Below are 12936 nucleotides of genomic sequence, written 5' to 3'. Positions count from 1 at the left end.
TATCGGCAGAATTGTTATGCAGTTGTTGGATTCCGCTAAGCCAAATCATTGAGTACTAGGTCGGCGATGACGTCCAGGCGCGAGAAGTCCAGGCGCACGTCCGCCTCATCGCGCAGGGCAGGCTTCGCATTGAAAGCCACACCCAAACCCGCGGCAGCAACCATGGCCAGATCATTGGCGCCATCACCGGCGGCGACGGTTGCCGTCATCGGGATGTGATGTTCCTCGGCCCAGGCGCGCAGCATCGTTTCCTTCATGCCGCGATCGACGATCTGGCCGTGAACGGTTCCGTCAAGAATTCCCTCGGAAATGCCCAAGGTGTTAGCCAGCGCATGGTCCAGGCCCAGATGGGCAGCCAACGGATCCAGGATCTGCTGGAACCCGCCGGAAACTACGCCGACCTTGTGCCCAGCAGCGTGGAACCGCTTGACCAGGGCTTCGGCGCCGTCCGAGAGGACAATGCGCTGGCCTACCTCGGCAAGGACAGTATCTGGCAGATCCTTCAAGGTAGCTACGCGCTGGATCAAGGACTGGGCGAAATCCAGTTCACCGCGCATCGCGGCTTCGGTCACCGCAGCCACTTCTTCTTCCCGTCCAGCGTGAGCGGCGAGCAGTTCGATGACTTCCTGCTTGATCAAGGTGGAATCGACATCCATCAGCAAGAGCAACTGCGGAGCATCGACGAGTTCGGCCGGTACCACCGCTACGCACATGTCCGCGTATTCCAGTGCGCCGTCGGCGACCTGCGCATCGACGAATGCCGCAGCAGCCTGCTGCAGCTTCGCCTGATCGGCCTGTTCAAGGCGGAACTTGGCGACCAGCCGCTCTTCGCTGGCTTTGATCTGGCTCTCGTCCGCGGCGGGAATGAGCCCGGCGGCGGCCGCTTGCTGCAATACAGCGTTGAAGTCTGTGCGGGAGAAAGCGGGGCGGGATGCGAAAACCAATGATGAAGCCATGCAACCATTTTTCATTGCTTCGGTGTTTACGACCAAACATGACGTGTTGGCGCAAAGCTGCTGACCAGGCCCAGGGGAGCGAACTAGTATTGCCGTTGGACGCAATACAGGTCAATCCGGCGATCTCAGGCCCCGTTCGGCATTTCCAATTAGTGAAACAGGGGCGAAAAGTCTAATCTTGAATACCATGAGCGAAGTGCTAACTTTCAAAGATGTCAGCGTTGTACGCGGGCGAAAAGACCTGCTCAAGGACGTGTCCTGGGAAGTCAAAGAAGGACAGCGGTGGATTGTGATCGGCCCCAATGGCGCCGGCAAGTCGACCTTGATGAACATTGCGGCCACCCGGCTGCACCCAACCCGCGGTACCGCGGATATCCTTGGCGAACGTTTGGGCAAGGTGTCGGTCTTCGATCTGCGTCCGTTGATCGGCCTGAGCTCAGCCCTGGTTGCCAACTCCATTCCAGCCAACGAAACCGCGCTGAACGTAGTACTCACCGCGGCTTACGGCATGACCGGTCGCTGGCGCGAGAAGTACGAGAAGCTCGATGAGCGCCGTGCTTTCCATCTGCTGCACAACTGGGGCATGTCCACCTTCATGAACCAGCCTTTCGGCAAGCTTTCCGAAGGCGAGCGCAAGCGCGTGCTGATCGCCCGTGCCTTGATGACCGATCCCGAACTGCTGATCCTCGATGAGCCTGCAGCAGGCTTGGACCTTGCCGGGCGCGAAGACCTGGTTGGCAAGATGGCGGAACTGGCAGCCGACGAGGATGCCCCGGCGCTGGTTCTGGTAACCCACCACCTTGAAGAGGTGCCAGCGGGATTCACCCACATCCTGATGATGCGCGACGGCGAAGTTGTCGCTGCCGGCGAGATCGAATCCACGCTGAACGAAGCGAACCTAGAAGCAACCTACGGCATGCCGCTGAGCCTGCGGCGTGAAGGTGGACGCTACTCTGCTTTCGCACGCAGCTAACAGCAATAACTAAAGGGGAAAATTCCACGTGATCGAATTTTGGCGCGAAGCCCTGGTCTTCATTGGTGGACTGTGGGCCGGAACTATCAACACCGTCGTCGGTTCGGGCACGTTGGTCACTTTCCCCATTCTCGTGGCGTTGGGCATGGCTCCGGTGAATGCCGTCGTCTCCAACGCCATGGGTCTGGTTGCTGGTGGCTTCTCCGGTGCCTGGGGGTACCGTCGAGAAGCTGCCAGCGTCAAGAAGACGCTGCTCAAACTCGTGCCGGTTTCACTGATCGGCGGGTTGATCGGTTCCTTGCTCCTCCTGAACCTGCCGGAGTCCGTCTTCGGCATCGTTGCGCCGGTGCTGCTGGTTTGCGCGCTGGTGCTGGTGATCTTCCAGCCCCGTCTTGCCAAGTGGGCGAAGACCCGGCAGGCCGCTTCCGGCGGCACCGACCCGGATGATGCCGATCGCGCCCAGATTCCAATGGTCCTCTACATCCTGGTGTTCATCATCGGTGTCTACGGCGGCTACTTCACCGCCGCGCAGGGAGTCCTGCTGATGGCGGTATTCGGCGTGTTCTTGCAAGCATCCCTGCAGCAGTCCAATGCAATCAAGGTCATCCTCTCCCTGATCGTGAATCTCGTGGCGGCCGCGATGTACCTGATCATTGCGCCGGAACGCATCAATTGGCTCGTCGTCCTGCTTATCGCTGTCGGCTCGCTGATCGGCGGATTTGCCGGCGCCAAGATTGGCCGCAAGCTCTCGCCTGGGCTGCTGCGCCTGGTCATCGTCATCCTGGGCCTGGTCGCCCTGGGCAACATGCTCTACAAGTTGGTGTAGCTTCGTGGCTGAAATTCTCAACCCTGAACGGATCCTGCCGGTCGCGGATCTGGCCGATTCCCGCCTCGACGAGTACCTCCGGCTCTCCGAAGCGAACCTGCGTATGCGCACTGACGTGGAAAACGGGCTCTACATTGCCGAGAGCACCAAAGTGGTGCAGCGTGCGATCAACGCGGGCCACGTGCCGCGCAGCTTCTTGCTCGCCGAAAAGCATCTGGACCAGCTAACCGAGGAGTTCAACCGTTTCCCAGACGCGCCGATTTTCATTGGGGATGATCGGCAGCTCCAGGATCTGGTCGGCTTCCACTTGCACCGCGGCGCCATGGCAGCGATGAATCGTCCCGAACCGCTGGATCTGGACGAAGTGCTTGAAGCCAGTTCGCGCGTCGCCATCTTGGAAGACATCGCCGACCATACTAACCTCGGCGCAATTATCCGTTCGGCTTCAGGGCTCGGCGTTGACGCCGTGCTGCTCACCCCCAAATGCGTGGACCCCTGGTACCGTCGCAGCGCCCGCGTCTCAATGGGGACGGTCTTCGACCTTCCTTGGGTACGCATGCTGTCGTGGCCAGAGGACATCCAGACCTTGAAGAGGCATGGCTACGAGATGCTCGCCATGGAACTGACCGAGGACGCGATCCCGCTAAACGAAGTAGAGATCAAGTCTGGCCAGAAGGTCGCCATGATCTTGGGCAACGAAGGCAGGGGAGTTACCGATGAAGCTCTGGACGCCGTTGACCGGACCGTGATCATCCCTATGTACCGCGAAGTGGATTCCCTGAATGTTGGTGCCGCTAGCGCAATTGCATTCTGGCATTTGTGCTCCGCGCCACGCTAAGAAGGTTTCTGCCGCCGCCGCTTTTGCGATAGGATGGACTGTCTGTGCATTGAGGTCTCTTCATGGAGCCCTGAATGCGGGACACAATTTCCGAGTAAGTAGCTACTGGCAAAATCCAGTGGCCATAAACAAAAAGGTGTATAGCTATGAAGGCTGATATCCATCCACAGTACGGCCCAGTTGTCTTCAACGACCTGGCATCCGGCGAGAAGATCCTGACCCGTTCGACCGCTAAGTCGGACAAGACCATCGAATGGGAAGATGGCAACACCTACCCAGTAATCGACGTCGAAATCTCGGCAGCTTCGCACCCGTTCTACACCGGCAAGCAGCGCATCATGGACACCGCTGGTCGTGTCGAGCGCTTCAACGCCCGCTTCAAGGGCTTCGGCGGCAAGAAGTAATACTTCGCCCCTAGCAAGCTTTCGCGGCGTGTTTCCAGTATTTGGAAACACGCCGCTGCTGCTTTAACAGCACACCTGTCCATCAGTGACTGAAAAATGTTTTCACGGAACCGTCTAAGAGGATTCGTTTTTCGCGCCACGATACGCATCGCGGCATCTTGGCAGTTTCCTGGATGCGCCAGTGACTGAAAAATATTGTCAGCAGCGTCCGCCCCAGCGTCTTCCGGCTCAATAGCCGTCGGGGCGGCAGGAGATGACTGAAAAATGCTCTCACTTAACTGACTAGGAGGATTCCTTTTTCGCGCCGTGATGCGCTAGTGGCATTTTGGTAGTCGTCTCGATGCGCCAGTGACTGAAAAATATTGTCAGCAGCGTTCGCCCCAGAGTCGTTCGGCGCAATAGCCGTCGGGGCAGCCGGGGATGACTGAAAAATATTTTCACGGAACTGTCGTAGAGGTCCCGTTTTAGGCACAGCGGTGCGCATCGGGCATTTTGGCAGTTGCCTGGAGGCGCCATTGACTGAAAAATATTGTCAGGAGCGTTTGCCCAGAGCTTTTCGGTGCTATAGCCGTCGGGGTTTCCAGTGGCGGCTGAATAAGGATTCGCTGACTCGTCGAAGCAGACGTCTTGGCCGCACTGCTCCGAGCAACTGGCTCCATCGCCGTTGCGTGAATGGTGTTATTGGTGGTGTGGAGGTGCTGGTGACTGAAAAATTCTGTCACCCAAAAACCGGTCAATCGGGATAGCGTCCTCAGCCTGTTTCCTTCTGGCCGTCATCTGGCGGCGATTCAGGACCGGGATCCTCGTCTGGAATGTCGACGCGAGGCTTGAGCCCAAGTACCCTGCGTACTTCTGCCGTGAGTCGAATATGCGGCAAAGGAATGACCTTAGGGCGCTCTGGGCAATGATCATTTACATGATCGAATTGGTCCACACGCTTGACGCTTTCCGGAATAACGAGTGCGCTCAGCCCGTGTGGAGTCACCCACATCTTGGATCCGTCAGGACGCGGAACGACTTTCCAACCCAATGCATGCTTGAACATTTGATGCTGCTTGCACAGCAGATGCGTATTGTCCCTGGTCGTATGCCCTCCGTGAGCCCAGCCATTTATATGGTCAATCTCGGAGCGGTCAGCTGGACGGCGACAGCCGGGGAAGCAGCAATGCTCATCGCGGTGCCGTAACAGATCCTTGAGGCTCTGCGAGGGCCGGTAGCGCCTTCGCTCGACATCTATCGCGGCGCCAGTCCATGGGTCGGTCAGCACGCGCTGGAACGAAGGCGCATCCTTTGCCAACACCAATGCGACCCCCAGTGGGATGGGGCCGTAGCCTTCCAGGTCAGCCACGGTCCTTGTAGGATCCGCCAGCATTTCCACCGCGGGAATCGTGATGGATACCCGTGGCTTGAGGGGCGTGCCTTCCCGGTCCGGCCAGCCGTTGAGGATGATGTCTGCAAAGGCGTCCGCTTCTATTAGCTCCCGGGTGCGGGGATCCTGCGGATCGTTATGCTGATCAGCTAGCCACTTGACGGAGTTCTTGATGGAATGAATCACTGCGGCACTGTTGTAGTACTTGAGGGTGGACATGCCATTTTCGTTATCCCATAGCGTGAGCTTGCGATTCTTTTCAGACTTCTTGTGCCTTTGTTCGGCGGCCTCCGGGCACATCCTGTCATGGAACCGGCGTGCGCGTTGGTATATCGCGTCATCAGACGCAGTCTTCGCCATGGGCAACAGCACGCGTTGCATCTGCATGATTTGTTCGGGGAGCAAGTCCTGCGAATACTTCACGATGTCATGCGCTGCCTTGGGCGTGATCTCTCCTGCAGCCAAAGCCGTGAGGGTTTCCTTGCAGGCGTAGCGAAGACCCTTGGCATAGAACATCCGCTTGCCTACCATGCGAGGGGTCTCACGCAGCGCGACAGCCGCTTCTGCGATGAAGTTGGAGTTGATGACCTGGTCACTGCCGCGGTCAACGCCATAGTATTGAGCACTTTTCCGAGCCTCGCGTTCCTCCTCCTCGGTAGTGGTCCCCGCGGTGGCGATCATATCGGCAAATGATTCACTGACTTGTTCTACTGAATCGGCCAGCAGCACAGATGTCATTGCATCGAGGGTGCTCTGAATGCGTTGGATCTTCTTCAGCCGTTCGAGGGCGTCGTCGGGGCCATTGAGCGGGCCCGCGTCGTAGAGCTCATCTGCCAATTGCTTCAGCGGACCATGGAACAGGTGATGTTCGAGATGGTCGCTGAATAACGAATCCTTGTGGGATTCTGTGCGAGTGCCAGCTGGGGGCAACGGTAGACGATGTTCATCATCGTCGTCATGGATGAAATCGGGTATAGCCATAGTTAATTATCCTGCCGGCAACAGACAGTTTGGCCCGGAAATCCGCGGAATGTGGAAGTATTCTCGAATATTTATTCGATTGTTATCCGGCGTCGAATGTTGCCACTGCGAACCACCGAATCCGGGGGTGCGTGGATTCGACTAGCGGGCAGCCGGGGATAGAATGAAACCATGAAGCATCATGGTGAATACAAGGTAGTCGGTGGCAAATTAGTCGTTGTAGATCTGGATACTTCCGATGGCGTGATCACCGAAGTGTCATTGAATGGCGACTTCTTCCTGGAACCAGATGATGCACTCGATGACTTGAATGATGCGCTACGCGGTTTGCCAGCGGACGCCAGCCACAGCACCATACGCAATGCGGTAACCGACAATCTGCGTGAAGGCGCAGTGATGTTCGGTTTTGACGAAGACGCCATCGCGCGCGTCGTCCGCCGCGCGCTGGGACACGCCACCAAGTGGGAAGACCACGAGTGGGAAGTCCTGGGCCCGGAGATCATTCCAATCACCGAGCAAGTGGCGCTGGATGAGGTGCTGACCCGGCAAATCGCCAAGGGGACCCGCAAGCCGACCATCCGTTTCTGGGACTGGAGCGAAGGTGCCGTCGTGATCGGATCCTTCCAGTCGCTGAAGAACGAAGTGGACATGGAGCAAGCCGAAAAGCACGGCATCCAGGTGGTTCGCCGCATTTCCGGAGGCGGCGCGATGTTCATGGAAGCTGGCAACTGCATTACCTACTCGCTCTACGCTCCTGAATCCCTGGTGGACGGCATGAGCTTTGCCGATTCCTACCCGTACCTGGACGCCTGGGTGATGGAAGCGCTGGAAAGCATCGGCCTGGAAGCGTACTACAAGCCGCTGAACGACATCGCGACCCCTGCCGGCAAGATCGGCGGCGCAGCGCAAAAGCGCCTGGCCAACGGTGCGATGCTGCACCACGTCACGATGAGCTACGACATCGACGCGGAGAAGATGACCCAGGTGCTGCGCATTGGCCGGGAGAAGATCTCCGACAAGGGCATCACCTCAGCGGTCAAGCGTGTGGATCCGCTGAAGTCGCAGACAAAGCTGGATCGCATGGAGATCATCAACGTCATGATGGACACCTTCGCCAAGCGCACCGGGGCCAAGCCGGCGCAGCTGGATGCCGAATCCCGTCTGGCGGCGAAGGAATTGGCCGAGGCCAAATTCGCTACCGCGCAGTGGACCGCGCGGGTTCCGTAGCGAGCCAAGATCCAAGGGGCTGTTCTCGATCAAGTTCGAGGCCAGGCCCATGTTTTGCTTGAGGCCATGGTTGCTGTGGCCCTGCCATCTCCGCTGCGCCGGCAGCGTGTAGCGGCACGGAAAAGCCGGCCCGCTGCGTGGATAAGCAGCGGGCCGGCTTCGGAGGGCCAGCGCCTAGCGGCTGGTGCGGCTGTAGGCCTGGGCCTTCAGCGAGCGTTCCAGTTCTGCGCGTTCCTCAAGCAGGATGCGCTTGAGGGCGGCCGGTGCGCTCTCATGGCGTTCCAGCCATGCGGTAGCGGTAGCCAGTGCATGGTTCTGCTCGATGGCGCCCTGGAGATCCTGGTGCCCTGGATACAGCCCCTCGATCACGCGCGTGGCGAATTCCATGCCCATGGTCTCGAAGACCGGCAGGATCGCGGCCCAGTAGCGTTCCTCGAACGGTGCCAGCAGGGCGGAGGAACCCATGGTGAAGCCCAGCGCGGTGGCCGAGAGGGCATCGTTGGACAGCTCCCCGTGTTCATCGCGCGCCATCAGCACGGTGTCGAAAGCGGTGTCCTTGGCCTGCGGATCCGGGCGCGCCGCCAGCGCGGTGCGAACCGAATTCTGCGCCACGCTGGTGGGGTTGGCCTTGGCCGCTTCGTGCATGGATGCCTCGGCGGCCTCGTCGAGCCGGCCGGAAGCGGCCAGCGCGATGTAGGAACCCCACAGCAGCTGCTCATCGACGGTGACCTGGTAGGCATTGGGCTGCTCGCCCAGGAAGGCGTCGAGCACCTCCGGAGCCACGCCGGCACGGGCCAGGCGAACCAGGGTGCGCGCGGTGGTGGTCTGCTGGTCTCCGCCGGCCTCGAACCGGGTGAGCCACCCGGTGAGGGTTGCGGCGGCCTTCTGGCGCAGCTCCGCGCGCAGCTCGGGGGCAACGTACTTGGAAATCGAGGTGGCCAACTGGTCGGTAAGCACCCCGAAGACGCCCGCGTCGGTGACGGCGTGCGCGTGATCGAGGATCGCCTGCACGTAGCTTTGCGCATCCAAGGTGGCCGAACGCACCGCATCCCACAGCGACGCCCAGCAGGTGGCGCGGGGCAGCGAGTCGCCCAGGCCCGAGAGGTGGCCGAGCAAGGTGGCACGCGAAACCGGGTCGAATTCGATCAGCGCATAGGTCTCATCGCCGTCGTTGGGCAGCAGCAGATCCGGGATCCGGCGTCCGACCAGGAAGTCCAGGGCCGCAGATTCGCCGGAGAGCTCCACGTCCACCGAGTCGGTGCGCACCAGCTGGCTCCCGTCCAGCTGGTAGGCGCCGACCGAAAGCACATGCGGGCGGGCGATCTTCTGCCCGGTGACCGGATCGGTGCCCGACTGGATCAGCGATGCCGCGGTGATGGTGCCGCCGGCATCGGTGGTGTACTCGACGTGCAGCTTCGGCACGCCGCTGGTCTTCAGCCAGGCATCCGCCCACTGGCCCATATCGCGGCCGCTGGCCGCTTCGAGCGCTTCGAGGAAGTCATCCAGCGAGGTATTGCCGTAGGCGTGCTTGCGGAAGTAGGCGCGGGCGGCGTCGCGGAAGGCCTCGGCGCCGACAAAGGCGGCCAGCTGCTTGAGCACGCTGGCGCCCTTGGCGTAGGTGATGCCATCGAAATTCTGGTCCGCGGCCAGCAGGTCAGGGATGTCGGCCACGATGGGGTGGGTGGTGGGCATCTGGTCGGCCACGTAGGCCCAGGCCTTGCGGCGCGCCGCGAAGGTGGTCCACGCGGTGGTGAAGTCGGTGGCTTCGTCGTTGGCCAGGGTGCCGATGTAGTCGGCGAAGGATTCCTTGAGCCACAGGTCATCCCACCACTTCATGGTGACCAGGTCGCCGAACCACATGTGCGCCATTTCGTGCATCAGGGTGTTGCCGCGCTGCTCGTACTGGCCTTCGGTGGCGTGCGAGGTGAAGACGTAGCGTTCGGTGAAGGTGACCAGGCCCGGGTTTTCCATGGCGCCGAGGTTGTACTCCGGCACGAACGCCGAGTCGTACTTGCCCCACGGGTAGGGGTAGTCGAACAGCTGGTGGTAGTAGTCCAGGCCCTGGCTGGTCAGCTTGATGATCTCGTCGCCGTCGAAGTGCCCGGCCAGCGAGGCGCGGCAGGTGGCGGCCATCTCGATGCTCAGCTCTTCGCCGTCATCCAGCCGCTGGAGGTGCTCGCCGCGCACCACGTGGTACGGTCCGGCCAGCACCGCGGTGATGTAGCTGGAGATCGGGGGAGTCGGGGCGCAGGCCACGGTCTTGGTGCCGTCATCGTGCAGCACCTCATCGACGATCGGCTGGTTGCTGGCCAGATGCCAGGCTGCCGGACCGGTGAGCGTGAAGCGGTAGCTGGTCTTCAGGTCGGGCTGCTCGAAGCAGGCGAAGACCCGGCGCGCCTCGGAAGGCTCGAACTGGGTGTAGAGGTAGGTTTGCCCATCCTGCGGATCCACGAAGCGGTGCAGCCCCTCGCCGGAGCGCGAGTAGATCGCCCGTCCGGTGATCTTCACGGTGTTCGGCACGTTGGTGCGCAGCTGGTCGAGGTAGATGCGTGCATCGAGCACTGCGGATTCCAGGTCGATCGCGGTGCCGTTGACCAGTACCTCGTCCACGGATTCGTGGATGAAGTCGATGAAGGCCGCCGGATCCTTGGAGCTGAAGTTCAGCGTGGTGATCGAGCTGAAGCTGGTGGCTGTGCGATCGGTGGCATTGGAAAGATCGAGCTGGACCTCGGCGAAGTGCCATTCGATATTCCGTGCGCGCCAGGCCGCTTCGTCGCGCCTGAGGTTTTCATTGGGTGCATAGCGTTGAAGTGTGTCCACCACCCCAGCTTAGCTGTGAAAGGAATGCTTTAGGGTTCTTTTTGCTAAACTTCCCGGCTCGCCAGCAGGGCGCGAATGCCGTGGAAGTGCTCGGAGATCAGCTGCCGGGCGGTTTCCACGTCCTTGGCGCGTACCGCGTCGAGGATATCGCGGTGGTCCTGGGCGGTCTTGGCCGGCTGGGTGATTTCCAGATCGGAGTCGATTGCATCGTAGATGGTGCGGTAGACATCCCAGAACACTCCGAGCAGGTTGGTCAGCAGCTGGTTGCCCAGCGGCTCGAAGAGGATGCGGTGGAAGGCCTTGTCCTGCTCGACGAAGGTCTCCTCGCGCGCCGCGTGCTGCTCCATCTGGCTTACGCACTGCTCCAAGGCCTCCAGGTGCTCGTCGGTGACCGCGCGGATGGCCAGGCCGATCAGGCCGGTTTCCAGTGCCTGGCGGACATCGACCAGCTCACTGGCCTCATGGCCATGGTGGCGCAGCGACATCTGCCCGCGGAAGGCGAGGGAGTCATGCAGGGCGTTGAGGTTTTCCTGGGCCACGAACATGCCGAAACCGTGGCGGGTGTCGATGATGCCCAGGGCCTGGAGCACCTTGATCGCCTCGCGCAGGGAGTTGCGCCCCACACCCAGCTCGGCCATGAGTTCCTGCTCGGTGGGCAGCGGGTCCCCGGGCAGCAATCCGCGTTCCAGGATCAGCGCGGTGATGTCATTGGTCAGCGCGCGCAGGCGGGCACGGGCATCTGATCGGCGGGCTGGCATCGTGCTCAACGGATCCTGCTTTCCTCGGCGGGCGGAGAAGTTCATGTGACGCAGTTGACCATGCGGCGTGACGTCCACTACAGTCTAGACCATAGATCGGACATCCTACGTCCTACAACACTCACTCATTTTCCTGGAGGTGGCAAGAATGGCTTTGAACGAAGTAGCCAACAAGCCCTTTGCACGACGAGATTTCCTGAAGATCACCGGCATGGTTGGCGCTGCTGCGGCATTCTCGGCCAGCCTGGCCGCCTGCTCCCCAGGAGCCAGCGGTGGCGCGGGCAGCACCGCAGCTGCCGGCACGGGCACCATCGAGGCAGGCATTTCCTACGCCCTGTCCACCGGTTTCGACCCGATGACCTCCTCCGGCGCGACCCCGTTCGCCGCCAACATGCACATCTTCGAAGGCCTGGTGGACCTGCACCCGGCCACCCGTGAACCGTACCTGGCGCTGGCAGCGGCGGAGCCGAAGCAGATTGACGACACCAGCTGGGAAATCACCCTGCGCGACGGGGCCACCTTCCACAACGGGGAAGCGGTCACCATCCAGGACGTCGTCTACTCCTTCGAGCGGGTGCTGGACACCGGCAACGCCTCGTTGTTCGCCCAGTTCATCCCCTTCATCAAGTCGGTGAAGGCCAAGGACGAGAAGACCGTGGCGTTCACGCTGAACTACGCCTTCCCGCTGTTCCCGACCCGCATCTCGGTGGTCAAGATCGTGCCGAAGGCCGTGGCTTCCAAGGACCAGGCCGCCTTCGACGCCGCACCGATCGGCACCGGCCCGTACAAGCTGGTCTCGGCCACCAAGGACGACAAGATCGTCTTCGAGAAGTTCGAGGACTACAACGGCAAGTACCCGGCGACCGCCAGCGGCATGACCTGGTTCCTGCTCTCCGATGCGGCGGCCCGCGTGACCGCCATGGAATCGGGCCGCGTGCAGGCCATCGAGGACGTTCCGTACCTGGATATGGACCGCCTGGCTTCGAAGGCCACGGTGAAGAGCGCCGATTCCTTCGGCCTGCTGTTCCTGATGTTCAACTGCGCCAAGAAGCCATTCGACAACGCGCTGGTCCGCCAGGCACTGCACTACGGCCTGGACACCGAGTCGATCATCAGCACCGCGTTGCTGGGCAACGCCAAGGCTGCCAGCTCCTATGTGCAAGAAAGCCACCCGCAGTACATCAAGGCGGATACGGTCTACGGCTACGACGAGGCGAAGGCCGCGGCGCTGCTGGCCGAAGCCGGCGTGGACAAGCTGGAATTCGAGCTGCTGACCACCGACACCTCGTGGGTCAAGGACATCGCCCCGCTGATCCTCGAATCCTGGAACAAGATCCCGGGCGTGAAGGTCACCATGAAGAACCTGCAGTCCGGCGCGCTGTACACCGACAACGTGGACAGCGGCACCTTCTCGGTGGTGGCCGCCCCGGGCGACCCATCGGTCTTCGGCAACGACCTGGACCTGCTGATGAGCTGGTTCTACCGAGGCGATGTCTGGCCGAAGAACCGCTTCCGCTGGAACGATGCACCCGAATACAAGGAGCTGCAGAAGCAGCTGGACGCGGCCATCCAGACCGATGATTCGAACAAGGCCATGGCGGCGTGGGGCAAGGCGATCAACATCGTCGCCGACCAGGCCCCGCTCTACCCGGTGCTGCACCGCCAGCTGCCATCGGCCTGGGACGAAAACGCGCTGGAAGGCTTCGCACCGCTGCCAACCACCGGCATCTCCTTTGTCGGCGTGAACCGCAAGGCCTAGCTGGCCCCGGCCCCGCGCAGCAGGC

General features: G+C 61.1%; 10 protein-coding genes. 6 read left to right on the top strand and 4 right to left on the bottom strand.

Annotation, left to right across the window (positions count from 1 at the left end):
• Positions 1 to 35: 35 nt before the first annotated feature.
• Positions 36 to 956 carry a phosphoserine phosphatase SerB gene (serB, locus tag ACIOTN_RS05245; protein WP_105657798.1) on the bottom strand — a complete coding sequence of 307 codons (921 nt, stop codon included), beginning with the start codon at positions 954 to 956 and terminating at the stop codon, positions 36 to 38.
• Positions 957 to 1143: 187 nt separating this feature from the next.
• Between serB and ACIOTN_RS05240 the strand changes: the two genes are divergently transcribed.
• The 4 genes from ACIOTN_RS05240 to ACIOTN_RS05225 all read left to right on the top strand — a co-directional run bounded on the left by ACIOTN_RS05240 (position 1144) and on the right by ACIOTN_RS05225 (position 3997).
• The gene (locus ACIOTN_RS05240) at positions 1144 to 1929 is read left to right on the top strand and encodes an ABC transporter ATP-binding protein (RefSeq protein WP_133833402.1); all 786 of its coding nucleotides are present in this window, start codon (positions 1144 to 1146) and stop codon (positions 1927 to 1929) included.
• A gap of 28 nt (positions 1930 to 1957) precedes the next feature.
• Complete coding sequence (locus ACIOTN_RS05235; RefSeq protein WP_105657800.1) at positions 1958 to 2755, top strand: sulfite exporter TauE/SafE family protein; 798 nt, start codon at positions 1958 to 1960, stop codon at positions 2753 to 2755.
• A 4-nt stretch (positions 2756 to 2759) separates the two neighbouring features.
• Complete coding sequence (locus ACIOTN_RS05230; protein ID WP_402734858.1) at positions 2760 to 3593, top strand: TrmH family RNA methyltransferase; 834 nt, start codon at positions 2760 to 2762, stop codon at positions 3591 to 3593.
• A gap of 146 nt (positions 3594 to 3739) precedes the next feature.
• Complete coding sequence (locus tag ACIOTN_RS05225) at positions 3740 to 3997, top strand: type B 50S ribosomal protein L31 (RefSeq protein ID WP_013348950.1); 258 nt, start codon at positions 3740 to 3742, stop codon at positions 3995 to 3997.
• 751 nt (positions 3998 to 4748) lie between these two features.
• On the opposite strand, the gene ACIOTN_RS05220 is transcribed toward ACIOTN_RS05225, so the two are convergent.
• Positions 4749 to 6347, bottom strand: coding sequence for a DUF222 domain-containing protein (locus tag ACIOTN_RS05220; protein WP_402734857.1), 1599 nt, complete (start codon positions 6345 to 6347; stop codon positions 4749 to 4751).
• Positions 6348 to 6518: 171 nt separating this feature from the next.
• Between ACIOTN_RS05220 and ACIOTN_RS05215 the strand changes: the two genes are divergently transcribed.
• A complete protein-coding gene (locus tag ACIOTN_RS05215; protein WP_400342360.1) occupies positions 6519 to 7574 on the top strand; it encodes a biotin/lipoate A/B protein ligase family protein in 1056 nt (351 codons plus the stop codon).
• Between the two features lie 174 nt (positions 7575 to 7748).
• Here the strand turns inward: ACIOTN_RS05215 and pepN are convergent, their stop codons facing one another.
• Positions 7749 to 10394, bottom strand: a complete 2646-nt coding sequence (gene pepN, locus ACIOTN_RS05210) for an aminopeptidase N (RefSeq protein WP_402734856.1) — start codon at positions 10392 to 10394, stop codon at positions 7749 to 7751.
• Between the two features lie 44 nt (positions 10395 to 10438).
• Entirely contained in the window at positions 10439 to 11152 is a 714-nt protein-coding gene (locus tag ACIOTN_RS05205) for a FadR/GntR family transcriptional regulator (protein ID WP_105657806.1), read from the bottom strand.
• A 148-nt stretch (positions 11153 to 11300) separates the two neighbouring features.
• On the opposite strand from ACIOTN_RS05205, the gene ACIOTN_RS05200 reads away from it, so the two are divergent.
• A complete protein-coding gene (locus tag ACIOTN_RS05200; RefSeq protein WP_332504337.1) occupies positions 11301 to 12911 on the top strand; it encodes an ABC transporter substrate-binding protein in 1611 nt (536 codons plus the stop codon).
• Positions 12912 to 12936: the final 25 nt, after the last annotated feature.

It is taken from the genome of Glutamicibacter sp. NPDC087661, from assembly GCF_044743275.1.
Lineage (GTDB): Bacteria > Actinomycetota > Actinomycetes > Actinomycetales > Micrococcaceae > Glutamicibacter.
The sequence above is the reverse complement of the archived record's forward strand: the minus strand, read 5'-3'. Positions and strand labels throughout refer to the sequence as shown.

Coding starts and splice junctions, on each gene's coding strand:
- serB (WP_105657798.1), bottom strand. CDS start 956: ATGGCTTCATCATTGGTTTTCGCATCCCGCCCCGCTTTCTCCCGCACA.
- ACIOTN_RS05240 (WP_133833402.1), top strand. CDS start 1,144: ATGAGCGAAGTGCTAACTTTCAAAGATGTCAGCGTTGTACGCGGGCGA.
- ACIOTN_RS05225 (WP_013348950.1), top strand. CDS start 3,740: ATGAAGGCTGATATCCATCCACAGTACGGCCCAGTTGTCTTCAACGAC.
- ACIOTN_RS05220 (WP_402734857.1), bottom strand. CDS start 6,347: ATGGCTATACCCGATTTCATCCATGACGACGATGATGAACATCGTCTA.
- ACIOTN_RS05215 (WP_400342360.1), top strand. CDS start 6,519: ATGAAGCATCATGGTGAATACAAGGTAGTCGGTGGCAAATTAGTCGTT.
- ACIOTN_RS05205 (WP_105657806.1), bottom strand. CDS start 11,152: ATGCCAGCCCGCCGATCAGATGCCCGTGCCCGCCTGCGCGCGCTGACC.
- ACIOTN_RS05200 (WP_332504337.1), top strand. CDS start 11,301: ATGGCTTTGAACGAAGTAGCCAACAAGCCCTTTGCACGACGAGATTTC.